The sequence below is a fragment of the Tepidibacillus infernus genome (assembly GCF_048898065.1).
Lineage (GTDB): Bacteria > Bacillota > Bacilli > Tepidibacillales > Tepidibacillaceae > Tepidibacillus_B > Tepidibacillus_B infernus.
In genome coordinates this window covers 418,600-443,089 of record NZ_JBLWFI010000001.1, presented here as the reverse complement: position 1 = coordinate 443,089, position 24,490 = coordinate 418,600, and the positions used below count along the sequence as shown (strand labels likewise).

Sequence of the window (24,490 nt, the reverse complement as noted above, 5' to 3'; positions counted from 1 at the left end):
CAATTTGGTAAGGTAATGGCTGAACTCGGTATAACTCATATCAAAGCAATGACCCCGCAAGCCAAAGGGCGTATTGAACGTCTTTGGGGTACTTTTCAAGACCGTTTAGTTATCGAACTTCGATTGCTTGGTATTTGCACTTTGGAAGAGGCCAATCGAGTACTTCCAGAACTGATCCAAAAACATAATCAAACTTTTGCTATTAAACCCCAGGAAGCTGGGTCTGCCTACCGTCCTCTACCTGAGGGGATGAATTTAGAGTATATCTTTACTGTTCGAAGCTACAGACAAATTGGTTCAGGCCAAACCATTTCCTATAATGGGAAGGTCTATACATTAGCTCAAAAACCTTCACAGCCATTTAAGACAAAGACAACTGTTGAAGTACGGGAAACTATTCAGGGTAAGCTAGTCATTTGGCACCAGGGACAAATTTTCGAATTGCAGGAAACACAAAAACCTAACCGCCATGAACAGAACTCAAAAACAAAAACAGCGAGTCCTGCGCCCTCACGCAAACCCGCTGCTTCACATCCATGGCGTAAACCATGGTCTAATCAAAAGCAAGTTCAGAGTAACATAAATGTGTGACTTTCTACAAGATCTTAATCTTAGAACTTTATTTATTGAAAGACCAATAAGTAACTTTCAGGCAACACTAGCCTGTTCACTTTACCCTTGATGGTAAGTGGCTCCCTTTGGTATGCTGACCCGTTAGAGCACCCCTACAGGGGTGTTTTCCCCTGTAGGGTCAGTATTGGGTTTTCAAAGGGAGCAGAGGCTCGCCGTCAAGGGTGGGTGAATATTATATACTAATACGCTAATAATTAACCAAGGAATATGACATTTTCATAGAACAATTAAGGTGACATTTTCACTGACGATTGACATAGAAATTAAGATTGTTTTCTTGCAACGTAAAAAATCCGCTCAGTATTTTCTTGAACTGGTTGCCATTGAAAATCACCAAAAACTTCCTCTAATTCAAAACCCGTTTCTTCTAAGCCTTGTTTTACCATTTCCATGGAATATGTTTGCTGAATATGAGTTTCTTGAAACTTTTCATAACAATGCTCAGATTGCTTCACAAAAAAAGTTAGATCATGGTTTACCATCAATTGATCTATATCTACCTCTGTTTGCCAAATCACAGAAATATCCTCATCATTCCAAGCAAAGGTTTGATCATGGAAGACTTCCCTAAATTTGTAAGGAGAATGCATATCAAATATAAAGTATGCCCCGTCCTCAAGATGTTTATTCACTTGAATAAATGCTTTTTTTACCTCTTCGATTCCGTGTAAGTAATTAAATGAATCGCAATAACTTATGATAAGTCCAACCTTTTGATCAATATCTAACTCCATCATGTTTTGTTGAATAAGAGGAAAAGAAACATGTGATTCTAACATCTTGTCAAAAGCGATGGACAACATTTCTTCGGATAAATCAACCCCGATCATTTGGTAGCCCTGTTTACTTAAAGGGATTGCGATATTCCCAGTACCACAGCCTAAATCAATGATCTGTGAAGGATGAAGGTTGTATTTTTTAATGAGCATCTCCGTTATTTTTATCCATTGGTCATATGGAGCATCTTTCATCAATTGGTCATAGACATAGGCAAATTTTTTATAATTCATCTCGATTCTTTAAATAAGTCCATCCTTCCTCTTGATAAATGACTCCATCCTTCATCAACTTTCCTAATGCTCGTTTAAATGCTGCTTTACTTAAATTAAATTTCTTTTGTAAAATATCTGGTGGGGTTTTATCCCAATAAGGCATAGCCCCTCCCCGTTCATGTAATACCTCTAAAATACGGTCTGCATCTTCTATTCTACTGGTTTGCTTTAATGGTTTCATTGAGAGATTTACTCTACCATCATCGCGAACAAAGGTAAGTCTTACCTGTACTTTTTCCCCTAATCTTAGTTCATGTATTTGTTCCATACGATGGAGAAAACCAATTTGATGATTTTCCAAATAAACATGTGCGCCTACACTTATATGACGAAGTACAATCCCTTTTACAAATTGGGTTTGTTTTATAGGATCTGGCAAATGACCATCTAATTGTTGATCGATGAAACTCTTTATTTCCTGTTCATCATCTACCAAATGGGCCAATAAGCGTTTTTGCTTATCATGAACCAATTTGACTAATAATTGATCACCAGGTTTTGGCCAAATTTTCTTTTCTTCTGGCAATTCAGATATAGGTAAAAGAACTTGCTTACTAATTCCATTATCTAGAAAAAAACCCATTCTTGTTTCATATCCATCTACAGTTAAAAAACCAATTTCACCCATAACAATTTTTGGGGTATGCAACGTTGCAGCTATTCTTCCTTTATGGTCATTATATAAAAAGACTTCAATCTGATCCCCTAGTTCAAACTTTTGCTGATTAGTCTCAGAAAAATGAAGAAGTACATCTTCTGTTCCATCGCTTAAAAAATAACCAAAAGGAGACTCTCTTTCCACCTTTAATACATGGTACATACCTGTTTGTAAACTCATTCTGTATTCTCCTCAAATTCAATTCGGGGTGCATCTCCCCATAAACGTTCTAAATGGTAAAATTCCCTTTCTTCCTTATGAAAGATATGGACAACAACATCACCAAGATCGATAAGGATCCATCTTGCCAGATCCATGCCCTCAGACCCTTTTACTAAAACACCAACTTCATGCATTTTGTCCTTAATCTCATTGGCCACAGCTTGTACTTGTGTTTCAGAATTACCACTACAAATAACAAAGTAATCAGCGATCACTGATAATCCTCTAATATCTAAAATGACAACATCTTTTGCCTTCTTATTACTAGCTGTTTGTGCAGCCAACTCGGCAATTTCTCTAACCGATAATGCCATTTTCATCCTCCTTTTTTCTTTTCTTTTCAATCTGGTCAATTAAATCGTTTCTTGCTCTAACTGTTAAAGGATAAATCTTCATTTTTTTCTTGATCAAAAATTGAATTGTACCATCGATTGCGGCTAATAAGGCTTTGTCTAAATCTTTTTCTGCCCATTTCCGAATTTCCTCAACTCCTGGAAATTGTCGAGAGGGTTCAATATAGTCAGCCAAACAAACAATTTTTTCAATCGTTGACATTTGTTCTCTTCCAGAAGTGTGATAACGAATTGCCATAATTACATCCTCATCATCAATTTGAAACCTTTCTTGCACAATGACAGAAGCAACTGGTCCATGCCATAATTCTGCATTGTAATCTAACAAATCATTTGTTAATACTTCATGTTTTCTTATTTCATTAGCCAATTCCTCTTTTGACCAAAATTTGCAAAAATCATGTAATATCCCGGCTAGCTCAACTTTTTCAGGATCTGCACCGTATCCTTTGGCTAACTGTTTCCCAGTTTCCGCTACACCTAATGAATGAATATAACGATGCGCTGTTACTTGTTGTTTTAATTCGGATTTTAACCATGTTAAATCAATCTTCATAAAGATGATGCTCCTTAATATATTGTTCCACAACATCGGGAACGACATAACGGATCGTTCTCCCCATCTTTACCCAATCCCGAATTTGAGTGGATGAGATATCTAATTGTAGCATTGGCAGCATTTGCACCTGTTTATAGATTTTTTCCATAGTCGGTGACTGTGGAGCAAGCTGATATCCTGGTCTTTCTAAACCAATAAATTGAACCAATGATAACAATTCATCGATTCCAACCCATTTCGGTAGATATTGAACCATGTCCCCGCCAATTATAAAATAAAAAAGATGATCTGGATACCTTCTTTTCAATTCCTTTATCGTTTCAATGGTGTACGATGGTCCAGAACGTTCTAATTCAATCGTACAGAGCTTGTATCGTTGATCAATGTTCATCACTTGTTTCAACATTTCTACCCTATGTTGAATCGGTGTGATTTTTTCCTCACTTTTATGAGGAGGTATCGGCGCTGGTATAAACCAAATTTCATCAAGCTTTGCATAAAACAATACTTGATCCACCATGACAAGATGTCCAATATGAAGCGGATCGAAGGTTCCTCCAAGTATTCCAATCTTTTTCATCATTACCTCGGTAATTCAATTTCTTTATTTTTTTCCTTTGATTCCTTATATAACACGATCGTATGGCCAATAATCTGAACCAATTCTGCATTGGTACCTTCTACAATGGCAGCTGCTGCTTCATCAGCATCCTCTAGGCTATTTTTTAATACAGAAACTTTAATCAGTTCTCTTGCTTCTAAAGCCTCATTGATTTGTTTCACCATGTTTTCATTAACCCCACCTTTACCTACTTGAAAAATAGGATCAAGATGGTGTGCAAGTGAGCGTAAATATCTTTTTTGTTTTCCCGTTAACATATTTTTTCTTCCTTCCTAAACGATAGAATCTAATACTACACGTCTCATAATATTTGGATCTGGAGTGATTCCGGTCCATTTTTCAAAGGCAATCACGCCTTGATAAATAAACATTCCTAAACCAGAATGAATCTTTGCTCCTTGAGCCTTGGCATCTTGCAATAACTTGGTTTCAAGAGGATTATAAACAATATCACTAACTAAATGGTGAGGTTGAATCCATTCTTTTTTTATAAGTGTTTCCTTGATATTAGGATACATCCCTATCGATGTCGTATTGATGATAAGATCTACTTGTTCCATTTCATTTGGAAGTTCATGATATGTAATCGCTTTATGATAATCAGTCTGCTTTAACTCGTTTAATAATGCGTTTGCCTTATTCAGATCACGATTAACTAGAACCATGCCCTCAATTGGTTGCAGAGATAAGGTATAACTAATCGCCCTAGAAGCACCCCCAGCCCCCAAAATCATAATCCGTTTCCCTTGAAGCTGAAAACCCGTTTCTTCTTCTAATGATCGAAGATATCCTTCTCCATCTGTATTGTAGCCAATCAGTTTTCCATCTTTGTTAACGATGGTGTTAACTGCGCCAATTCTTGCTGCCTCTTCAGATATTTCATCCAAAAAAGGAATTACATTTACTTTATAGGGAATCGTTACGTTGCATCCCTTAAAATATAAGGCTCTTATTCCTTGAATGGCATCTTTTAAATTCTCTGGTTTTACATCAAATGCTAAATAGATATCATTCAAACCTAAATTCCTTAAACTGGCATTATGCATTTGTGGGGATTTGGAATGGGCGACTGGATGACCAATTAACCCGATGATCCCTGTTTCACTATTTACCATATCAAACTCTCCCAAAAAATACTTCCTTTAAAGTTTCATTTACCTATAAAATATAAAGATTAGATCAATGCTTTACGAATGTGTACCCCTATTCCCTTCGGCACAAAAACATCTACATTTGTCGATTCTCCTCCAACACTTATCCATCCCAAACCTGAGATCACAATGTCCATTTTTTCTTTTCCAGAAACTTTAAAGGAATGTTTCATCAAATTTGGTAAAGCTCCAATCTCTTCCTTTGTAGGAGGGCTAAGTAGTTCTCCTAGATGTTTCTGATAAATCTCTTCTGCCTGACTCCTTTTTGTTCGATGAATAGGCAGCTCATTAGAAATATAACAAACAAAAGTATTAGTTGAATCCCCATTTTGATCGATTCGAGCCAATCCACCCCAAAATAGAGTTTGCTGACCATTTAATTGATAAACCTTAGGTTTCACGGTTTTTTTAGGTGAAATTACTTTTAATGTATGTGGAGAGACCCATTCACTCAAACGATCACGGTTTACTACTCCTGGCGTATCAATTAGGTAATGACCATCTTCTAATGGAAGACGTATCTCGTTGAGAGTAGTGCCTGGAAATCTTGAAGTGGTAAGTTCCACTTGTGTTTCACCTTGTAATTCATGAATCACTCGATTTATAAATGATGACTTACCCACATTGGTTGCACCCACGACAAAAACATCCTGATCTTTTCGATAAGATTGAATAAAGTCTACTACTTCGAGTATACCAAGATTATGTTCAGCACTTATGAGGAAAATCTCTTCTGGAGAAAGCCCATGTTCTCTAGCGTATTGTTTTAACCAAATTTTGACCTTGTTCCTATTTGTAGACTTAGGAAATAAATCGATTTTATTAGCAACCATGATAAAAGGATTATGGCCAATAAAACGAGGTAATCCTTGGATAAAAGTCCCATCAATATCAAACAAATCTACAATTTGAATGACAAGACTTTTCGTATTGCTTATATTATGTAAAATTTGCAGAAATTCATCTTCATCTATTTGTATCGGTTGTACTTCATTATAATGTTTAATACGAAAACACCTTTGGCAAATTAAATGTTCTTTATTTAATGTAGAGGTAGGAATATAGCCCGCCTTTTTCGAGTCTTCCGTCTGTAGGGCCACTCCACAACCTTCGCAATATTTAATCTCCGTCATTTTAAGCTAATCCTCCCATGACATCATTCCCCGTTTTTTCATCCAAGTTAAGATTCGTCTTTCGAAGAAACGGTTGATTTTTGTTCCTAATCCTTCCTTTTTGGAGATAGGAACTACTAAAATGGTATAAAGGCCTATCCGATTCCCACCAAGTACATCTGTTAGTAATTGATCACCAATTACAACCGTTTCATTCACGGTCGAACCTAAAAGTTCTAATGCTTTATGAAATGCATCTTTAAACGGTTTCCTTGCTTTATAGATATAAGGAACAGTTAAAGGATCGGCAAATTCAGAAACTCTTGTCTTATTATTATTGGATACGATCATCACCTTAAAACCCATTTCTTGTAAGTCATCTAGCCATTTCACTAACTTTGGCGTATACTCTGGTGAATCAGCTTCAACCAATGTGTTATCCAAGTCAGTGATGATCGAGGTGATTCCAGCTTTTTTCAAGGCTTGTAGATCAATATCATATATCGATTTCACATGCAAATTGGGAGCGAATTTATCTAAAAACATGAATGATTATTCTCCTTCTTATCCCTTCATCTGAAAAATAACTATACCATATTTATCCTGTTTTCTGCAAAAAAAATATTAGAAATGAAAAGATAAGTTAATGTAAACTTTATCATAAAAAAGAAGGCTACTAATAAAGTAGTCTTCCTCTATGATTAGGCTTTTATTTCTATTGAAAATTAAAGTTTTTCTTGAACAGATTTTAGCTTTTGCTCCATCGATGCTTTTTTATCACGACGATCATCGATTTTGATTGAAGTAGATACTCTTAAGGCTCCCTTTTCAAAAGGAACCTCATGCATTCTTTGAATGACGGATAAAATATCCTGTAGCTCTCCTTCAATAATCGTGCTCATAGGAGTCAATTGATATTTAAGCGTTTCAGGTGCTTGCTCCAAAACCTTATGTACTTCTGCTACATAATGACTAACACTTGGTGTTCCAGTACCTAGTGGAGTAATCGTTACTTCAACAATCGCCATTAAGAACATCCCCTTTCTTTAATTTTGATTCCTTTATATCTATTTTATAAAAATTTTAAAACTGTTAGAATGATTAATTTGGTAGCAGAACCTGTGGAATTCCCAGTTCTGGATGTTTCACCATAATTGTTTTTGTTTGATAAACCTCTTCTATATGTTCTTTTCTCAGAACTTCAACAACTTTGCCGATTCTTTGTATATTTCCCTGTTTCATAAGCAATAACCGATCGCAATACTGTGCCGCCAGATTTAAATCATGTAATACCATGACCACGGTTAAGTCTTTTTCCTCCTGCCATTTCCTGACTAGTTGCAATACCAATACTTGATGACCGATATCTAAATAAGTGGTGGGTTCGTCCAAAAAAAGAATCTTAGGTTCCTGTACCATTGCGCGGGCTAAAGCCACTAATTGCCGTTCCCCACCAGATAAGGTTTGAATGAGACTGTTTCTTTTTTCCCAGAGATTCATCAAAATCAGCGCGTTTTTGATCACTTCATCATCTTTAGCAGAGAGATTAGCAAATGGTTTTAACCAAGGATATCTCCCCATGGCCACGACTTCATGTACAGTAAAAGGAAGAGGAGGGGTTCCTTCTTGGCCAACAAAAGCAATAATTTTTGCAAGTTCCTTCTTGCTGTAATGTTGAATAGATTTACCCTGTAAAAAAATATCGCCAGCAAATTTTGATAAAAGCCCACTCATCACTCGTAAAAGAGTGCTTTTTCCACTTCCATTAGGCCCAATGATTCCAAAACTTTCACCCGGTTTTATCTCAAAGGAAATCCCTGATAAAATTTCCTTTGTACCATATTTAAAAGATAAGCTTTGCAACTCAAAAATCTTCATTAATGTTCTCTCCTTATTCCCTTTCGAAGCAAATAAGCAAAAAAAGGTGCACCGATCATTGCTGTAACTACACCGATTGGAATTTCTCTTGAAGGAATAATTGTTCTAGCTATTGTATCAGCCCACAATAAAAACAACGCCCCTGCTAAAGTAGAAATAGGAAGCAAATTCCGATGGTTTGGTCCAGTTAATAAGCGAATAAGATGAGGGATAATCAGACCAACAAATCCGATGATACCAACAATCGATACTGCTGCTGCAGCAAGTAATGAAGCAACGGTTAAAATATAAAACTTTTTCTTCTCTACTTCGATCCCCAAATGTGTTGCAGCTTGTTCACCTAAAGCCAATATATTTAATTCTCGGTATTGCGTGCCTAAATACAATAAACCAACTAGAAAATAAGGCAAAAGGATCCTTACATCTATCCAATCATGGTTGGCTAAACTTCCCATCATCCAAAAGATAATCGATTGCATTTTTTCACCAGACAACGCAATTAAAAAAGTTAATATTGCTCCCGAAAAAGCTTGAATAACAACCCCAGCTAAAATTAGTATCTCATTTGAACGAATATGCTGGGTTGAGGTTAATAAAATGACTAGGCCTAGTGAGATAATCGCTCCAATAAAAGCAAAAAGGGGAAGGCTGAATTGACCAAGGAATCCGATTTGATGTCCAAATAATATGGTCATTGCTGCTCCTAGTGCAGCCCCAGACGAAACACCCAGTATATATGGATCTGCTAAAGGGTTACGTAAAACCCCTTGGAATGCAACTCCAGCAACAGATAACATTGCTCCAACTAACAGGCTTAAGAAAACTCTTGGTAATCGTAAATTCCATACGATAGATTCTTGGCCAATTGACCAATTAGGCTCTAAATTTAAAAATGGTAGATGATTAAGTAGTATTCGCACGGTTAAGTTGGGTGGTACAGAAACAGAACCGATCATTAAACTTAAGATCATGGAAAACATGAGTAGGAGAATAAGTCCTCCTACCCATAAAAGGATTTTTTTATTCATGTTCATACCATAACCAACTTTAGCAAATCTGGATATAATGCATTGACAATACTTTCTAGGCCATCAATAATGCGATGTGCTCCTAAAACGATGCCGAGAGCAAATAAAGTTTCAGTCTGTGTACCTGAATCATCAGTAATCGTTGAAGGATAATTTGTGATGCTAGATACTGAGTTGGCTGGAGTTTGTACTTCAGGTTGCTTTGATGATACATCATTCGCAATTCCACATCCTGACAACCAGACAAGACTTTTTTTCAACATGCTCTTCTCTCCTTCTTTTTTTTGCATGTCGAGGAATAAAAATCCACAAAAGTACCCTACCATTAAAAAAACCTTTTTTATCCTAAGGACAAAAAAGGTTGTATGTATGGTGCTGAAAAACGTTATGAAGAATTTACGTTTTCTCGGCGCCTTCCTTTTCCTCGAAGGATAAGCTTCCTCTATGAATAGGCAGGTCTCCTGGCTTATGGCAATGCAATTTCGCACCTTCCCATCTTAATGACAGTGGCATCACACGAAATGCTTCCAATTTACAGTGGCGGGACCGCGTCGGGATTTCACCGAACTTCCCTTTTCATCTTTTAAGTCATGACTTAAAAGAACCTATTCATACATGCTATTCAATTATGTGTTCTATTATACATCATTTCAAGCATTGAACAAGTCCTTAAATTTAGTTCTAATCGTATTTTATTCGTTCATCAATGTTGCTTGTTTAGAAATCGAATTAGCTCTTAACGTAAAAATATAAACCCCGATAATCACTGTTACTGTTCCAATCAGCTGTACAAAAGTAATATGTTCACCTAAGAAAAAGTATGCAAAGAAAGCAGTAAAGATCGGATTAAAATTAAGAAACATCCCTGATTTTGTCCCTCCAACCTTTTGTACCCCTATATTCCAAAAGACCATTCCTAACACTGTTGCACCTATACTAACATAAGCAGTAGCCAACCAAAAAGAAAAATTCGGATCGATCACATAAAATGTGAACAAATTAAAAGGTAACAAAGTAAGAACTCCAAATATGCCTGCCCATAAAGTAGACATTAAAGGTGAAACCTGATGCATCACTTTTCTACCTACTACAGAATAAAGTCCCCAAGAACCAACTGCAGCTAACATGAATAAATCGCCTGTGTTGAAATGAAATCTTAAAAGTTTTTGCCATTCTCCTTCAGATATGACAATGAAAACACCTAGTAATGAAAGAGTCATTCCTAAAATTTGGCGCCTAATCATCGTTTCCTTTAGTAAGAAAAAGGAGGCAATGGCAATTGCAATAGGATTTAAAGCAGAGATTAATCCAACATTATCAGCAGTTGTCCTCTCAAGGGCAAGAAACATAAAGATATTAAAAAGGTCAACGCCCGTTATCCCCATTAAAAAGAGTAGAAAAAAACTCTTTCTAGGGGGAATAAACTGTTTTTCTTTAAACCAAACGATTGGAAATAAAAATAAAACTGCAATCAACCAGCGTATCGAAGTTAGCGTGATAAAAGAAGCGTGGCCAACCAGAAATTTCCCTGCAACAAAATTACCTGCCCAAAGCAAACTTGTTAATAATAATAAAGAATAGTACAACTGTTGCATCTCCTGTCCCTATCTCCTAAGAAAGTGTATGATCATACATTACACCATTTTTAAAGAATTTTAAATACTGGAATATTAAGAATGTGAGCTGTATCACATCATAATCCATCAATCTCATGTATCCTAATTAGAGTATATAAAAGGAGGAAGGAACATGGATCAAAAATTTACAAGTATTTAAAACCGATTCGATCAAATGTTTTCTTAACTTCTTCACCGTTTTTATCCTTCTAACCCTTCTTCCTTCCACTTCGATAAAACTCATTAAATAACTTCATCAGTGCTCTTTTTTCTATTCTTGAAACATACGAACGGGAAATGCCTAGTTCTTTGGCGATCTCCCTTTGGGTGCGTTCGTTTCCATCTATCAATCCAAACCGTCCAATGATCACTTCTTTTTCTCGATCATCCAAAATATGAAGAAAGTTATAGATTTTGCTTTTTTCAATTTTTAATTGTACTTCATCAATGACATCATCCAATTCCGTTCCTAGTACATCTATCAGGGTAATTTCATTTCCTTCTTTATCCGTACCAATTGGATCATGCAAGGAGACGTCTTTCTTGGTTTTCTTTAATGAACGTAGGTGCATGAGAATTTCGTTTTCAATACAACGAGCTGCATATGTAGCCAATTTTGTGCCTTTATTGGCTTGATAACTTTCAATACCTTTAATCAATCCAATCGTTCCAATCGAGATTAAATCTTCTGTGTCCTCTCCAGTATTCTCGAACTTCTTTACAACATGGGCCACCAGTCGCAAATTATGTTCGATCAATTTGTTTCTTGCTTGCTGATCCCCCCTTAGTAATAAGGTGATTTGGTTTTCTTCATCCTTCTCACTCAGTGGTTGAGGAAAAGCATTATTTTTAACATAAGAAACAAATAAAGTTAACTCTTTAAGCAGTAGTGCAAGTGCGGTAAATAAGCCAGACACATTGTCACCTCCTAGGCATCGAAAAGGAAAACTATTATAGTATATGCAGCAAAGGAGAGTTACCGTGCCTGTACCATAAAACTTTTATACTTCACAATATTGTTTTTTTCTGAAAAATCTATAAAAATAAGAATATTTTGTATTATAATATAATTATACAAATACTAAAAAATTAAATGGGGGAGCATAAAATGAGTATTTTTTTGAAGATTTGGCGTTTGATGTGGCAATATCATGACCAGATGAAACAATTGCTTCGCTTAAAGCCTTTATTTGCAACAGATGGTATGATCTTAGAAAGTCAAAAAGAAAGTAAGGTTCATTCGATATTTCTTTTTGCTGAGCAAACTGCTGAAGCACAAGAATATCCTTCTTCGAGTTCAAAGCATTCCTACTCTGAACAAGAACCTGAAGACCAGCGGGACAAATATTCTACAAGACAAAAGATTGGTTTATTTTTAGGACCACTATTATTTTTACTTACTTTATTATTTCCTACATTAGAAGACCTTACTAATGAAGGGCAGTCTGTAGCTGCCGTTGCATTATGGATGGCAACTTGGTGGATTACAGAAGCAGTACCCATTCCACTGACTTCGTTATTACCCATTCTTTTATTTCCGGCAACAGGTGCTGTAAGTTCCAAGGCTGCTACTGCTCCTTATGCTAATGATCTCATTTATCTTTATTTAGGCGGATTCTTATTAGCAATTGCTATTGAACAATGGAATTTACACCGTCGTATTGCTCTACATGTTATTAAAATGTTTGGCAAAAATCTAGATGGATTAGTTCTAGGATTTATGGTAGCTACTGGTTTTCTATCGATGTGGATTTCTAATACAGCTACATCGATGATGATGCTTCCCATTGGTTTAGCGGTTATTTATCAAATCGCAGATCTATTTAAAGAAAAGCAGATCAATATTAACACTGAACAGGGTAAATTCCCATTAGGCACTGCACTGATGTTAGGGATTGCTTATAGTGCTTCGATTGGTGGTGTGGCAACGATTATTGGTACACCGCCTAATACAGTCCTAGTCGCTTTTATTAATGAAACTTATGATAAACAAATTTCCTTTGGCCAGTGGATGGTATTTGGGGTTCCCATTGCCGTGGTAAGTTTGCTCTTTACATGGTGGTATTTAACGAAGATCGCCTTTAAAACGCAAATTAAGTCTCTACCTGGTGGTATTGAAGTCATTAATAACGAAATTCGGAAACTTGGAAGGATGTCAAAGCAGGAAAAACAAGTCTTGGTGATTTTCTCATTAACAGCTTTTCTTTGGATCATTCGAACGTTTGCTATTGATTGGTTTAAATCGATAGATATTCATACGTTTGATAAAATTAACGATACAACGATAGCCATGTTTGCTGCCATTCTTTTATTCATGATCCCTGTCAGTTTAAAAAACAACCAATTTTTATTAAGTATTGATGCTTTTAAAAAGGTACCATGGGGGATTTTACTTCTATTTGGTGGTGGACTATCGCTAGCAGATGCGATGGCTGATACAGGTTTAGCTGAATGGATTGCTTTAAAACTTCAAGCACTAGAAAATGTTCCAGCCCTTGTTTTGATGTTAGCGGTGACCACCCTAGTGATTTTCTTAACAGAAATGACCTCGAATACCGCAACAGCAACCATGATGATGCCAGTTATGGCCGCTTTAGCAATGGCAATGCATGCTCATCCATATGGTTTCCTAATAACTGCAGCCGTAGCAGCAAGCTTTGCATTTATGTTACCAGTGGCGACTCCACCAAATGCCATTGTTTTTGGAACAGGATATATTACAATCCCCCAAATGGCAAAAGCTGGTTTTTGGCTAAATATCTTTGGAGTTCTTCTTATAACCTTGTTAGCCTATTATTACATCCCAGTCGTATGGAATTTTGATCCGAATGTTTTACCTGATTGGGCAGTTTTTCAACCTAAATAGAATAGGTTTGTATATTCCAACGCGCTCCATTGTCCGTGTATTTCTATTAATAAAAAATGGGGAAGAAAGTTATACTTTCCCTATAAAAATTGGGTCGTAAAAACGGCCCTTTTTATTTTTAATCCTCATAATCGGCTAGATCGTCCATAATCCCCATAAACACTTGCTTGGCTAATGGTTTTGAAGTAGAAACATTTTTTACTGCTACCGCGACAGCGTATTTGGGACTTTCAACAGGCCCATAACCGATAAACCATTGATTATTTTTGGTTTTATCTGTTTCTGCTGTTCCTGATTTACCTGCCAATTTCCATTTTGCTTGTCTTAAAATTTTTCCTGTCCCTTCCTCGACGACTTTTTCCATCATCTTTCTCATTTCCTCATAAGTCCTTGGACTTCCTACTTTTTCTTCGTTCTTATGAATAGAGAATTGATAATAATCTGCTCCATTTTTATATACGACTTTTTCTACTAATCGTGGCTGGTATACTTCCCCATCGTTTAAAACGGTAACTACCAAATTAGCCGCAGCTAGTGGTGAGATTCTTACATCCTGTTGGCCAATAGCTGTCCTTAATATGGAGCCAAGATCTTTTTTATTTGTATTCTCATGAAATACCCGATTCTTTTGTTCATTATCGATTTGTTGAAAGGATTCATTGTTAAAAAAACGACCTCTCCAACCAACTTGCCCAACCAATCCTAACTTATCTGCATATTCCTCTATTTTTTCAGGGCCTAACCATTCTGCTACCTTTCCGAAAATGAAATTGATCGAATCGGCATAACCATCAGAAAAAGTCATTTCTTCTGAATCTTGGTCAACAGAGAAATGGTAAAAATCATATTCGCCTTGATAAGCAAATTTCTCTTGCGGTGTAACAACACCTTCTTCTAATCCAGCAATCGCTACAACGGTTTTAAAAATGGAACCTGGCTCAATGACTTGTACAGCTTTGTTGTTCCAATCCGTTGATATAGGGTTCACTCGGTCTAATTGGAAATCTGGTGCACTTGCCATGGCTAATATGTCGGCATTTTTCGCATCTAACACGACAACACTTCCATCTTCAATCCCATATTTTCTTAATTCTTTTTCTGCGAAAGATTGAACCTCTTTATCGATTGTTGTGATTAATGATAAAGGGTAATAAGGATCTTCTGGTATCTGGTATTTTGAAGCTAGTCCATTTAATGGTTTTCTTTGATTGTCTACAAAATAGGCAATCTTTGATTCACCCACTCCCATCAACAACTCCTGAAAAGACTTTTGTAATCCGGAACGACCGATTAAACTATCTTTTTTTAATATCCCTCGTTTCAAAAAGTCCTGATACGTTTCATTTTCTAAAATCTCTTTTGGAGCCTGACCTAAGAAACCAATGACATGCTTTGCAAGGACTTGTTCAGCATCTTGAAAGGTATAAGTCGTTGCTAAGATGCCAGGCATATTTAATGCCTCTATTTTCTTTTGTTGTTCAAAGGTGATTTCAATTGGATTTCCATCAATATCCAAATAGTTTGGTGATTTCATTTCACTCATTTTGTTGGTTAGAAAAGTTAAATTGAGATTAAGGATGTCCGCTAATGTTTTGATATTTTCAGAATTGATCTCCTGCTTGATAAAAGGAAAAATAATCACAGTCCTGATTTCTTTTTGTCCTAATAAAGATTGTTGATTCCGATCATAAATGTTCCCTCGCCCATTGGACAAAATAAATTCTTGTTTTCTTTGGCGTATTGAGTTTGTGATCAAATCAATATGATGTGATGAAAAATCTCGAGTTGCAATGATTTGAATCCAAGATAATCTACCTAGTAATGCAACCCATAACATAGATAGTAAAATGAGAACTTGAAACATTCTTCGTTTATTTCTTGAGGGGTAAGCCATAATGATCCTCCACTTTTGGCAATATTATTACCATTTTTGCCAGATTCTCAGGAGGATAAACGAAAAGAAGCCATTAGCTACACGAGCTTGGCTTCTCTTTCTTGAAGAATCGTTTTTATTTTGGTTACCAAAAGATCGATCGCAACTTTATTTTTACCCCCTTCGGGGATAATGATATCTGCATATCGTTTTGTCGGCTCAATAAATTGTAAATGCATCGGTCTGACGACAGATAGATATTGGTCAATGACGGATTCGATAGTTCTTCCGCGTTCACGAATATCCCTAACCATTCTTCTAATGATTCTTACATCAGCATCTGTATCAACAAATATTTTAATATCCATTAAATCTCTTAGTCTTTTATCCTCTAATACCAGAATCCCTTCTAAGATTATCACATCCTTAGGTAGGACTCGATTGGTTTCAGCTTTTCGGTTATGAATTGAGAAATCGTATATCGGTTTTTGTATAGGTTGATAATTGAGCAATCTGTTAATGTGTTCAATAAACAAATCATTGTCAAAAGCAAAAGGGTGATCGTAATTGGTTTTTACCCTTTCTTCAAACGATAAATGAGATTGGTCTTTATAATAGGCATCTTGCTCAATCATAAGAACTTTCTGATCAGGGAAACTCTTGATAATGCGCCTGGCAACAGTCGTCTTTCCTGATCCCGTTCCACCGGCCACTCCGATTACAACGGGTCTTTGCATAAATCAATTCTCCTTCCGCATCATATCATAAGGGTAAACGGGCTGATCTACTTTTACCTTCACAATTTGAAGTGGGTGTCTTGCTGCATCTAGTAGATTGCCATCTTCATCTTCTATCTGTTCAATTTTTTGTATAAATTTGGTATTCGAACCAAAGAACTCTACTTCTTGACCTACCATAAAATTATTTCTTTGTTGAATCGTTGCTATGCCTGTTGTTTGGTCATAGTCTAAAACCAAACCAACAAAATCGTATTTTCGCATTTTAGGCTCATTCCCATAAATTTGATCCTCTTGATTTGGGGTGGTATAATAAAATGCTTTTGTAAGTGGCCTGTGGCTTGCTTTTTCAATTTCGTCCAACCAAGCAGGATTAAAGTAATAATTTTGTGGATCTTCAAAATAAGCATCAATCGCTTGACGATAAGCATTCACCACTGTTGCTACATAGTGGACACTTTTCATTCTTCCTTCAATTTTAAGAGAATCTACACCAGTTTCTATCATATCTGGAATCGATTCGATCATGCATAAGTCTTTTGAACTCATCGTGTAGGAATCATCTTCTGGATTAAATAATGGAATTTCCTGTTTATTATCCACCGAATCATTGTCCATCATACCATCTTCAAATAAATCATATTTCCAGCGACAAGATTGGGCACATCCCCCACGGTTAGCATCCCGGCTTGTCATATGATTGGACAATACGCATCGTCCCGAATAAGAAATACACATCGCACCATGTATAAATGCTTCAATTTCTACATCTACATGCTGTTTAATTTCGCGAATTTCTTTTAAGGAAACTTCACGAGCCAAAACGACACGGGCAATTCCTTCTTCCTTCCAAAACTTTACAGATTGCCAGTTTGTTGTCGAAGCCTGAGTACTTAAATGTATTTCTAAACCTGGTGCGATTTGTTTTGCCGTTTGTATGATCGATGGGTCAGCAACGATTATCGCATCAATACCAATATTTTCTAATGTTTTTAAATAGCTCTCAAGTCCCTTTAAATCATCATTATGAGCAATAATGTTTGTCGCAACAAATACTTTGGCACCGCGTTGATGAGCAAAGTTAACCCCTTTTTCCATATCCTCAAAGGTAAAGTTTCCGGCTTTTGCTCTTAAACCAAATTGTTGTCCACCAATATATACAGCATCTGCGCCGTAGCGAACCGCAAATTCAAGTTTTTCCAAATTACCTGCTGGAGCAAGGAGCTCCGGTTTTTTTATTGAAATTTGAGGTTGCATGATCGTACTCATTTGTTGTTTCCCCTCTTTCTATACCATTTTAATAATACTGCTCTTTGAAATAAAATCCAGTAGTTAATGGTCTTTGATCTGTTTGTAATTTTTCGACCTCTTCAATCGATACGGATGTCGACTTATTTTCTACATATTCGTCAATAGCCTTTCGATAAAGAGCCGTTACTTTAACTAGATAATCGGTTGTCTTTAAGAGCCCTTCAATCTTTAAGCTATCGATTCCACCTTCAATAAATAAACCTAAATGTTCAATCATACAAATATCATCACAGCTCATGATATGCGTACCATGTAGATCCTCGAACACTGGATATTGCTCATCAGGTCGTTTATGCTCTCTTAAAAATAAATTACTTTCCTTTGAAGTATCTTTCTTTTTCTCAGAACCTGTATAATTCAAATAACTTGATACCAATTCTCGTTTCGAATGGAAGATACAGGTCATCCCATGAATTTGCACCTGGACTTCCATATTGACGTGTTGTTTGATCGCAATCACTTCTTGTAAAGAAAGCTCTCTAGCTAAAATAGCTCTTGTAGCCCCCTTGCTTGCCCAATAATTTGCCGTTTCATAGCTGGTAGAAGTGGTTTCCGTATTCCAATGCAAGGCTAAGTCAGGTGCCACCTCTTTTACAGTCATTAGTACAGCAGGATCACCAAAAACAATAGCATCTACTTCTATTTCAGAAAGTTTTATTATATAATCCTCTAGACCTATAAGAGCCTGATTATGAAAAAGAGCGTTCATTGAAACATAGATCTTCACATTTTGATTATGAGCGATCTCCACCGCTTGTTGGATCATCTCTAAAGAAAAATCCCCAGGAAGTCTTAATCCATAGGCTTCTCCACCTATATTAATAGCATCAGCTCCTGCTTGGATTAACTGTTGCAATTCATCAAGATCCTTTGCGGTCACTAACAGTTCTGGTTTTTTGATCGTTTGCATCTCATTTATTCCTCCGTTTTATAACATACTGCCAATCCATCACCAATGGGAATAAACGATGTGGATAGTTTGGGAAAAGTAGCAATAAAATCATTAAAGTCGCGAATCTTTCTTAACATTGGTTTTGTTTCAGCGATTGTTGGATCAGCCACATATCCTCTAAAAAGGACATTATCAAAAACAAAAACTCCCCCCACCTTTAATAACGGAAAGGTTAAATGGAAAAATTCCTTATACTTCCCTTTTGCGGCATCGATAAAAATAAAATCTGCCTGTGGCAAAGTTGGTATGACTTGTATGGCTTCTCCCTCATGTAGGATAATCTGTTTATCTAACTTCATTTGTCGAAAATGCTCTCGAGCCTTGGCCGCCATGCTCGCTTTTCTTTCAATCGTGTGAATGGTTGCATCTGGCGCCGCTTGAGCTAACCAAATCGTAGAAAAACCAATCGCCGTCCCAACTTCTATAATGGTCTTAGGTTTAATCATTTGCAGAAAAAGCTGAATTAAACGGATGCTTGGAACCTGAATAATCGGGATTTCTTGCGCTAATCCTTCTTGTTGTATCTTGTAAAGGAGTGGATCTTCAATCGGCATTAATTGAGTCAGGTACTGTTCCACTTCCTCATTTATAAAACTCATTGGATGTTTTCACCTCTAATTTTTCACACTACGTTCTATATAATAACATATTGATAGTGTTAATTTGAATAAGTTTATTTATTTTATTTTCTTGATCTCGCATCATTTTTTTGGTGTTCTGCAAACGTCTTGGAAAAATAATGTTCACCTGTGTTATCTTTTTTGGTTACATAAAAATAATAAGGATTATTGGTTGGAGAAACAGCTGCTTCAATCGATTTTATTCCTGGATTACTAATTGGTCCAGGAGGTAAACCAGGATAGATATACGTGTTGTATGGATTATCGATCTTCAGGTCATTATAAGTTAAACGTTCTTTTTGTTTGCCTAAAATATATTGAATGGTAGCATCAACTTGTAGATTCCAATGATCGTTTAAACGATTGTATAGAACCCCTGCAACAATAGGTCTCTCTTTATCTACGACGACTTCCCTTTCGATAATTGAAGCAAGTGTGATAATTTGACCCATATCCATTTTTCTTTTCTTTATCGTTGTTGTCCATTCAGGTTTCCACTCTTTTTTAAATTGCTCCAACATTACTTTAATAATTTCTTCTTCTGTGGCTCCTTTTTTTACTTCGTAGGTTTTTGGAAATAAGTATCCCTCTAATTTATATTTTACATCTGGATTACTTGGGATCTGTTTAAAAAAATCATCTGCTACAGATCCTATTTTTGCCAATTGTAAAAATTTTTCCTTATTGATGATTCCTTGTTCTGATAAATTAGCAGCGATCTGCTCAACGGTATAGCCTTCAGGAACAGTGAAACGAACAATATCTAGAATAGCATTTCCTTCAACAAGAGCTTGTACGATTTCCTTTAATGACATATTATTAGACAATTCATATTTTCCCGCCTTAAGCCCAGGGGCTTCCCCAGTATACCTTACATACCATCTAAAAAAGAACTCACTTTTAATTAACTGATTTTCCTTAAGAATTTTGGCTATTTGGTTAGGATGACTTCCTTTTGGGATCTCGATCACTCGTTGATTAGCTTGAGCGTTAGGTTGAACAGGCTGTAATTGAGAATTGATGTAACCGATTAAAAAGATGCCAATTACCAATACGAAGCCAACGATTGAAATGCCCCATTTTCTATTCATATCAGGTTTCTCCTCCATTTTGCAATCGTTCATACATCTATTAACCTTATAAAATTAGCATAATTAAGATAAAAAAACAATGAGAGAGGAAAAATATCCCTCTCTCATTTCTTTAATCTTCGTGAAAAGTTAACTCATCAAATAATTCAGCAGCTTCTTCCCACTCATCATCATCTTCAATATATTCTAGTTCAAGCTTACCATTTTCATCTTTAACGACCTTTAGCACTTCGATATCCCCTTTTTCATCATCTGGGGATTGAAAGAAAGCATAATGAGTATTATCCACGATCAATTCTAAAAGTAATTGAAAAACATGTTCTTGGTCGTTTTCGTCATAAAGAGTTATTTCAGAACCAAGTTGTTCTTTTAATAGATGTACTTCCTTTGCTTTTCCACTTTTCATCTTATACGCCTCCGCTATACATTAAATTCATGGTCAAGAGTGTTAAATACCTCTTCAACAAGATCCCACTCTTCTTCATCCTGTATCGTAAACAATGTCATATCTTCTCCATTTTCTTCATAGCGAAAAGCATAAACCTCTGCTTCTTCTTCATCATCTGGGATATCAGTAGGAACGACTAGGATATAGTGTTTATCCTCGACATCAAATTGATAAAGGATCTCGAATTTTTCCTCATTTCCATTCTCATCAGGAATAAAAATAAACTCTCTATCATCCACTTCTTTGTTCATCATTTTCACCTCTTAAGATCTAAATAGCCTTGTAATATAAGCATAGCTGCCATTTTGTCAATCACTTGTTTTCTCTTTTTTCGACTTACATCTGCTTCAATTAAAGTTCTTTCCGCTGATACAGTCGTTAGACGTTCATCCCAAAAACGAATCGGTAATTGAAAAGTTTGTTGTAAAATCTCTGCAAATTCTTTAATCATTTCTGCCCTTGGCCCTAAACTGCCATTCATATTCTTAGGAAGTCCTACCACAATTTCCTCTACTTGATATTCGTTAATGATTTGTTGCAAACGGGTGATATCTCGTTCCAAACTTGTTCGGCGAAGAACCTCGACCCCTTGGGCAGTCCAACCTAATTCATCGCTCATAGCAATACCTATCGTTTTTTCCCCAACATCTAAACCCATGATTCTCATATTTTACCTCTAATGTTAGAAATGATCAAATTTAAAAGGGGGACATGATCCCCCATATGCTTATTCATGGTGTTGCTTTAGGTACGATTTTACTAATTCCTCGATGAGTTCATCCCGTTCCACTTTTCTGATGAGATTCCTTGCATTATTATGTCTAGGAATGTAGGCAGGGTCACCAGATAATAGGTACCCAACGATTTGATTAATTGGATTGTACCCTTTTTCTTTCAATGATTCATGAACGAGAAATAAGACTTCTCTAGCCTCAATCTCCACATCATCCGATCTAACATTAAATTTCATGGTATGATCCATCGAGTTCATCAACAACACCTCTTTCGATTTTACAAAATAGATCTCTGTTTCTATTATAATTTTATTGTAACCGATTTTATATATTCAGTCACGTAATTCAATGCTTCTTGTAATTTTTCTGGATCTTTTCCACCTGCTTGCGCCATGTCAGGTCGGCCACCGCCGCCGCCACCTACTATACTTGCTAGTTCTTTAATCAATTGACCTGCATGGAAGCCTTTTTTCACCAAGTCATCACTTATAGAACCAACAAGGTTTACCTTATCATCTTGGACAGAAGCAAGAACCAAAATACCTGAAACTATTTTTGTTCTTAAATCATCAAGGAGATTTCGCAAGCTCTTCATATCCATTGGCCATACATTGACCCGTAATAATTGAATACCATCGATGTTTTCTAACCGGTCTGCTAGGTTTTTGGCTTCAATATGACTTAGTTTTGCTTTTAAAGATTCATTTTCCTTCTGAAGTTCTTTAATTGTAAGCTGTAACCCTTCTACTTTTTGTGGTACATCAGATAGAGTTGATTTTAACTCTTTTGCTAATGATTTTAAAGTGGCTAATTGCCCATTTAAATATTCATATGCGTATTTACCTGTCACTGCTTCAATACGTCTAATGCCTGCCCCAATACTACTTTCAGAAATAATTTTAAATAAGCCGATTTCTGCAGAATTGTTTACATGGCAGCCACCACATAATTCCAGACTATAATCCCCTACTTGGACAACACGTACAACTTCGCCGTATTTTTCACCAAATAATGCCATAGCCCCCATTTCTTTAGCCTCTTGGATAGGTTTAATCATCACATTTACACCTTGGTTAGCCCAGATTTGTTGATTAACCTTTTGTTCTACTTCAGCTAATTCTTTCTCAGAAATAGCTCCAAAATGGGAAAAGTCAAAACGCAAACGATCTGCTGCAACCAAAGATCCAGCCTGATTCACATGTCCACCAAGGATATCTTTCAATGCTTGGTGTAATAAATGAGTTGCTGTATGGTTTTTTACGATACTCCTTCTAGCTTCGCGATCAATTTCTGCTAAAACTTGATCACCTGTTTTAAATGAGCCTTTGACAACTTCCACATGATGAAGGTGCTGGCCATTTGGAGCTTTTATTACATCGAGTACTTTCATCAATTCCCCATTTTTACCTTTGATCAGACCTTGATCAGCAATCTGACCACCGCTTTCTGCATAAAAAGGAGTTTTTGTAAGTAACACTTGTGCTTTTTGGTTTTCCGTTACAAAATCCACAAGTTGATCTTGGACAAGCAGATGACTTATTATTGTATCATTCACTACCCATTCATTATAACCAACAAACTCACTCTTATCCTTAATATCTGCTAAAACCCCACCTTGAACACGCATACTATCAATGTCCTGCCTAGCAGCTCTTGCCCGTTCACGTTGTTGCTCCATTTGTACTTCAAAGCCTTGTTGATCCACACTTAATTGATGCTCTGCTGCAAAATCTTCTGTTAAGTCTAGTGGAAAACCGTAAGTATCATATAGTTTAAATGCTTCTTCTCCACTAATCACCTTACGTCCTTGTTCTTTGGCTTCTTTAACCATTTGTTCTAATATACTTAGTCCTTCAGTCAATGTTTCATGGAAACGCTCTTCCTCGGTTCGGATCACTTTTTCAATAAATTCTTTCTTATCTAAGACTTCAGGATAATAGTGTTTCATGATTTCTCCAACAAGTGAAGTAATGGAATATAAGAATGGCTTTTCAATTCCAATGGTTTTCCCGTATCGAACTGCTCTCCTAAGAAGTCTTCGAATAATGTAGCCCCTACCTTCATTAGATGGCAAAGCACCATCTCCGATAGCAAAAACGATCGTACGAATATGATCAGCAATCACTTTAAGGGCTACATCTGTTTCGCGATCTTTATGGTAAGTTACCCCTGCAAGATTTGCAACTGTTTCAATAATGGGAAGAAATAGATCTGTATCAAAGTTTGTTTCTACCTCTTGCACCACAGAAGCCATTCTTTCTAACCCCATTCCAGTATCAATGTTTTTTCTTGGTAATGGGGTATAACTGCCATCAGGATTATGGTTAAATTGAGAAAATACTAGGTTCCAAATCTCCAGAAAACGTTCATTTTCCCCTCCTGGATAGCATTCTGGATCAGATGAATCACAGTAATGCTCACCACGGTCATAGAAAATTTCCGTGTTTGGTCCACTAGGTCCTTCTCCAATATCCCAGAAATTATCTTCAAGACGAACAATACGTTCATCAGGAATACCTATCTCATGATGCCAGATTTGGTAAGCCTCATCATCTTCAGGGTGAATGGTTACAGAGAGTTTGTTTGGGTCAAATCCCATCCATTTTTCATCTGTCAAAAACTCCCATGCCCAATGAATGGCTTCCTTTTTAAAATAATCACCAATCGAAAAATTACCTAACATTTCAAAAAAAGTATGGTGTCTAGCCGTTTTACCCACATTCTCAATATCATTGGTACGGATTGATTTCTGTGAATTCGTGATTCTTGGATTCTCTGGGGTTTTACGACCATCAAAGTATGGTTTTAACGTTGCAACCCCACTATTGATCCATAATAAACTTGGATCATCATAAGGGATAAGTGAAGCACTTGGTTCAATCTTATGTCCTTTAGAGATAAAAAAATCTAAGAATCTTTGTCTAATTTCATGTGAACTCATTTTTTTCATAAAACAGTCCTCCATTTTTATATT

Annotated in this window: 28 protein-coding genes and 1 riboswitch; of the genes, 2 read left to right on the top strand and 26 right to left on the bottom strand. The window is 36.4% G+C overall.

What is annotated here, in order from left to right; genetic code table 11:
- A partial coding sequence (locus TEPIDINF_RS02205) for a transposase family protein (protein ID WP_476471650.1) occupies positions 1-591 on the top strand: 591 nt, incomplete at its 5' end.
- 305 nt (positions 592-896) lie between these two features.
- Here TEPIDINF_RS02205 and TEPIDINF_RS02200 read toward each other — a convergent pair.
- The 15 genes from TEPIDINF_RS02200 to sigK form a co-directional block, all read right to left on the bottom strand.
- Positions 897-1,643, bottom strand: coding sequence for a class I SAM-dependent DNA methyltransferase (locus tag TEPIDINF_RS02200; RefSeq protein ID WP_421691276.1), 747 nt, complete (start codon positions 1,641-1,643; stop codon positions 897-899).
- Entirely contained in the window at positions 1,633-2,523 is an 891-nt protein-coding gene (locus TEPIDINF_RS02195; RefSeq protein WP_069800279.1) for a CvfB family protein, read from the bottom strand. The genes TEPIDINF_RS02200 and TEPIDINF_RS02195 overlap by 11 nt, the downstream gene beginning before the upstream one ends.
- Positions 2,520-2,879: a ribosome silencing factor gene (gene rsfS, locus TEPIDINF_RS02190; RefSeq protein WP_421691275.1), complete on the bottom strand. Its 360-nt coding sequence runs from the start codon at positions 2,877-2,879 to the stop codon at positions 2,520-2,522. Before rsfS ends, TEPIDINF_RS02195 begins: the two co-directional genes overlap by 4 nt.
- Complete coding sequence (gene yqeK, locus TEPIDINF_RS02185; protein WP_069800282.1) at positions 2,863-3,474, bottom strand: bis(5'-nucleosyl)-tetraphosphatase (symmetrical) YqeK; 612 nt, start codon at positions 3,472-3,474, stop codon at positions 2,863-2,865. The genes rsfS and yqeK overlap by 17 nt, the downstream gene beginning before the upstream one ends.
- Positions 3,464-4,057 (bottom strand): nicotinate-nucleotide adenylyltransferase, encoded by a 594-nt coding sequence (locus tag TEPIDINF_RS02180; protein ID WP_069800284.1) that lies wholly within the window; start codon positions 4,055-4,057, stop codon positions 3,464-3,466. Before TEPIDINF_RS02180 ends, yqeK begins: the two co-directional genes overlap by 11 nt.
- Before the next feature lie 2 nt (positions 4,058-4,059).
- Complete coding sequence (gene yhbY, locus TEPIDINF_RS02175) at positions 4,060-4,356, bottom strand: ribosome assembly RNA-binding protein YhbY (RefSeq protein WP_421691274.1); 297 nt, start codon at positions 4,354-4,356, stop codon at positions 4,060-4,062.
- Between the two features lie 15 nt (positions 4,357-4,371).
- Positions 4,372-5,214 carry a shikimate dehydrogenase gene (locus TEPIDINF_RS02170; protein WP_069800286.1) on the bottom strand — a complete coding sequence of 281 codons (843 nt, stop codon included), beginning with the start codon at positions 5,212-5,214 and terminating at the stop codon, positions 4,372-4,374.
- Positions 5,215-5,273: 59 nt separating this feature from the next.
- Positions 5,274-6,383, bottom strand: a complete 1,110-nt coding sequence (yqeH, locus tag TEPIDINF_RS02165) for a ribosome biogenesis GTPase YqeH (RefSeq protein WP_421691273.1) — start codon at positions 6,381-6,383, stop codon at positions 5,274-5,276.
- A gap of 6 nt (positions 6,384-6,389) precedes the next feature.
- Entirely contained in the window at positions 6,390-6,908 is a 519-nt protein-coding gene (locus TEPIDINF_RS02160) for a YqeG family HAD IIIA-type phosphatase (RefSeq protein WP_069800290.1), read from the bottom strand.
- A 179-nt stretch (positions 6,909-7,087) separates the two neighbouring features.
- Entirely contained in the window at positions 7,088-7,390 is a 303-nt protein-coding gene (locus TEPIDINF_RS02155) for an MTH1187 family thiamine-binding protein (RefSeq protein WP_069800292.1), read from the bottom strand.
- Positions 7,391-7,463: 73 nt separating this feature from the next.
- Complete coding sequence (locus tag TEPIDINF_RS02150) at positions 7,464-8,240, bottom strand: ABC transporter ATP-binding protein (RefSeq protein ID WP_421691272.1); 777 nt, start codon at positions 8,238-8,240, stop codon at positions 7,464-7,466.
- Positions 8,240-9,268 carry a FecCD family ABC transporter permease gene (locus TEPIDINF_RS02145; RefSeq protein ID WP_421692130.1) on the bottom strand — a complete coding sequence of 343 codons (1,029 nt, stop codon included), beginning with the start codon at positions 9,266-9,268 and terminating at the stop codon, positions 8,240-8,242. Before TEPIDINF_RS02145 ends, TEPIDINF_RS02150 begins: the two co-directional genes overlap by 1 nt.
- 2 nt (positions 9,269-9,270) lie before the next feature.
- A complete protein-coding gene (locus TEPIDINF_RS02140) occupies positions 9,271-9,531 on the bottom strand; it encodes a hypothetical protein (RefSeq protein WP_421691271.1) in 261 nt (86 codons plus the stop codon).
- A 171-nt stretch (positions 9,532-9,702) separates the two neighbouring features.
- Positions 9,703-9,892: riboswitch (cobalamin riboswitch) on the bottom strand.
- A 68-nt stretch (positions 9,893-9,960) separates the two neighbouring features.
- Positions 9,961-10,863, bottom strand: coding sequence for a DMT family transporter (locus TEPIDINF_RS02135; protein ID WP_069800298.1), 903 nt, complete (start codon positions 10,861-10,863; stop codon positions 9,961-9,963).
- Between the two features lie 230 nt (positions 10,864-11,093).
- The gene (gene sigK / locus TEPIDINF_RS02130; protein ID WP_069800300.1) at positions 11,094-11,801 is read right to left on the bottom strand and encodes an RNA polymerase sporulation sigma factor SigK; all 708 of its coding nucleotides are present in this window, start codon (positions 11,799-11,801) and stop codon (positions 11,094-11,096) included.
- Positions 11,802-11,992: 191 nt separating this feature from the next.
- Between sigK and TEPIDINF_RS02125 the strand changes: the two genes are divergently transcribed.
- Positions 11,993-13,750: an SLC13 family permease gene (locus TEPIDINF_RS02125; RefSeq protein WP_421691270.1), complete on the top strand. Its 1,758-nt coding sequence runs from the start codon at positions 11,993-11,995 to the stop codon at positions 13,748-13,750.
- A gap of 118 nt (positions 13,751-13,868) precedes the next feature.
- Here the strand turns inward: TEPIDINF_RS02125 and TEPIDINF_RS02120 are convergent, their stop codons facing one another.
- The 11 genes from TEPIDINF_RS02120 to alaS form a co-directional block, all read right to left on the bottom strand.
- Complete coding sequence (locus tag TEPIDINF_RS02120; RefSeq protein WP_421691269.1) at positions 13,869-15,644, bottom strand: peptidoglycan D,D-transpeptidase FtsI family protein; 1,776 nt, start codon at positions 15,642-15,644, stop codon at positions 13,869-13,871.
- A 77-nt stretch (positions 15,645-15,721) separates the two neighbouring features.
- Positions 15,722-16,360, bottom strand: coding sequence for a uridine kinase (udk, locus tag TEPIDINF_RS02115; protein WP_068723250.1), 639 nt, complete (start codon positions 16,358-16,360; stop codon positions 15,722-15,724).
- A 3-nt stretch (positions 16,361-16,363) separates the two neighbouring features.
- The gene (locus TEPIDINF_RS02110) at positions 16,364-17,629 is read right to left on the bottom strand and encodes a peptidase U32 family protein (protein WP_421691268.1); all 1,266 of its coding nucleotides are present in this window, start codon (positions 17,627-17,629) and stop codon (positions 16,364-16,366) included.
- Between the two features lie 28 nt (positions 17,630-17,657).
- Complete coding sequence (locus TEPIDINF_RS02105; protein WP_421692129.1) at positions 17,658-18,572, bottom strand: peptidase U32 family protein; 915 nt, start codon at positions 18,570-18,572, stop codon at positions 17,658-17,660.
- Positions 18,573-18,586: 14 nt separating this feature from the next.
- On the bottom strand, positions 18,587-19,222 hold the full coding sequence (locus TEPIDINF_RS02100; protein ID WP_068723247.1) for an O-methyltransferase: 636 nt from the start codon (positions 19,220-19,222) through the stop codon (positions 18,587-18,589).
- An 83-nt stretch (positions 19,223-19,305) separates the two neighbouring features.
- Positions 19,306-20,334, bottom strand: a complete 1,029-nt coding sequence (gene mltG, locus TEPIDINF_RS02095) for an endolytic transglycosylase MltG (RefSeq protein WP_235589057.1) — start codon at positions 20,332-20,334, stop codon at positions 19,306-19,308.
- 112 nt (positions 20,335-20,446) lie between these two features.
- Complete coding sequence (locus tag TEPIDINF_RS02090) at positions 20,447-20,740, bottom strand: DUF1292 domain-containing protein (RefSeq protein WP_068723245.1); 294 nt, start codon at positions 20,738-20,740, stop codon at positions 20,447-20,449.
- Between the two features lie 14 nt (positions 20,741-20,754).
- Positions 20,755-21,036: a DUF1292 domain-containing protein gene (locus TEPIDINF_RS02085; protein WP_421691267.1), complete on the bottom strand. Its 282-nt coding sequence runs from the start codon at positions 21,034-21,036 to the stop codon at positions 20,755-20,757.
- A gap of 2 nt (positions 21,037-21,038) precedes the next feature.
- On the bottom strand, positions 21,039-21,449 hold the full coding sequence (ruvX, locus tag TEPIDINF_RS02080; protein WP_421691266.1) for a Holliday junction resolvase RuvX: 411 nt from the start codon (positions 21,447-21,449) through the stop codon (positions 21,039-21,041).
- 60 nt (positions 21,450-21,509) lie between these two features.
- Positions 21,510-21,773, bottom strand: coding sequence for an IreB family regulatory phosphoprotein (locus tag TEPIDINF_RS02075; protein WP_069800306.1), 264 nt, complete (start codon positions 21,771-21,773; stop codon positions 21,510-21,512).
- Between the two features lie 44 nt (positions 21,774-21,817).
- Entirely contained in the window at positions 21,818-24,466 is a 2,649-nt protein-coding gene (gene alaS, locus TEPIDINF_RS02070; RefSeq protein ID WP_421691265.1) for an alanine--tRNA ligase, read from the bottom strand.
- Between the last annotated feature and the right edge of the window lie 24 nt (positions 24,467-24,490).

Bases quoted from the DNA above. Each gene is read 5' to 3' on its own strand.
- TEPIDINF_RS02200 (WP_421691276.1), bottom strand. From the start codon at position 1,643: ATGAATTATAAAAAATTTGCCTATGTCTATGACCAATTGATGAAAGAT.
- TEPIDINF_RS02195 (WP_069800279.1), bottom strand. From the start codon at position 2,523: ATGAGTTTACAAACAGGTATGTACCATGTATTAAAGGTGGAAAGAGAG.
- rsfS (WP_421691275.1), bottom strand. From the start codon at position 2,879: ATGGCATTATCGGTTAGAGAAATTGCCGAGTTGGCTGCACAAACAGCT.
- yqeK (WP_069800282.1), bottom strand. From the start codon at position 3,474: ATGAAGATTGATTTAACATGGTTAAAATCCGAATTAAAACAACAAGTA.
- TEPIDINF_RS02180 (WP_069800284.1), bottom strand. From the start codon at position 4,057: ATGAAAAAGATTGGAATACTTGGAGGAACCTTCGATCCGCTTCATATT.
- yhbY (WP_421691274.1), bottom strand. From the start codon at position 4,356: ATGTTAACGGGAAAACAAAAAAGATATTTACGCTCACTTGCACACCAT.
- TEPIDINF_RS02170 (WP_069800286.1), bottom strand. From the start codon at position 5,214: ATGGTAAATAGTGAAACAGGGATCATCGGGTTAATTGGTCATCCAGTC.
- yqeH (WP_421691273.1), bottom strand. From the start codon at position 6,383: ATGACGGAGATTAAATATTGCGAAGGTTGTGGAGTGGCCCTACAGACG.
- TEPIDINF_RS02160 (WP_069800290.1), bottom strand. From the start codon at position 6,908: ATGTTTTTAGATAAATTCGCTCCCAATTTGCATGTGAAATCGATATAT.
- TEPIDINF_RS02155 (WP_069800292.1), bottom strand. From the start codon at position 7,390: ATGGCGATTGTTGAAGTAACGATTACTCCACTAGGTACTGGAACACCA.
- TEPIDINF_RS02150 (WP_421691272.1), bottom strand. From the start codon at position 8,240: ATGAAGATTTTTGAGTTGCAAAGCTTATCTTTTAAATATGGTACAAAG.
- TEPIDINF_RS02145 (WP_421692130.1), bottom strand. From the start codon at position 9,268: ATGAATAAAAAAATCCTTTTATGGGTAGGAGGACTTATTCTCCTACTC.
- TEPIDINF_RS02140 (WP_421691271.1), bottom strand. From the start codon at position 9,531: ATGTTGAAAAAAAGTCTTGTCTGGTTGTCAGGATGTGGAATTGCGAAT.
- TEPIDINF_RS02135 (WP_069800298.1), bottom strand. From the start codon at position 10,863: ATGCAACAGTTGTACTATTCTTTATTATTATTAACAAGTTTGCTTTGG.
- TEPIDINF_RS02125 (WP_421691270.1), top strand. From the start codon at position 11,993: ATGAGTATTTTTTTGAAGATTTGGCGTTTGATGTGGCAATATCATGAC.
- TEPIDINF_RS02120 (WP_421691269.1), bottom strand. From the start codon at position 15,644: ATGGCTTACCCCTCAAGAAATAAACGAAGAATGTTTCAAGTTCTCATT.
- udk (WP_068723250.1), bottom strand. From the start codon at position 16,360: ATGCAAAGACCCGTTGTAATCGGAGTGGCCGGTGGAACGGGATCAGGA.
- TEPIDINF_RS02110 (WP_421691268.1), bottom strand. From the start codon at position 17,629: ATGAGTACGATCATGCAACCTCAAATTTCAATAAAAAAACCGGAGCTC.
- TEPIDINF_RS02100 (WP_068723247.1), bottom strand. From the start codon at position 19,222: ATGAGTTTTATAAATGAGGAAGTGGAACAGTACCTGACTCAATTAATG.
- mltG (WP_235589057.1), bottom strand. From the start codon at position 20,334: ATGAATAGAAAATGGGGCATTTCAATCGTTGGCTTCGTATTGGTAATT.
- TEPIDINF_RS02090 (WP_068723245.1), bottom strand. From the start codon at position 20,740: ATGAAAAGTGGAAAAGCAAAGGAAGTACATCTATTAAAAGAACAACTT.
- TEPIDINF_RS02085 (WP_421691267.1), bottom strand. From the start codon at position 21,036: ATGATGAACAAAGAAGTGGATGATAGAGAGTTTATTTTTATTCCTGAT.
- ruvX (WP_421691266.1), bottom strand. From the start codon at position 21,449: ATGAGAATCATGGGTTTAGATGTTGGGGAAAAAACGATAGGTATTGCT.
- TEPIDINF_RS02075 (WP_069800306.1), bottom strand. From the start codon at position 21,773: ATGAACTCGATGGATCATACCATGAAATTTAATGTTAGATCGGATGAT.
- alaS (WP_421691265.1), bottom strand. From the start codon at position 24,466: ATGAAAAAAATGAGTTCACATGAAATTAGACAAAGATTCTTAGATTTT.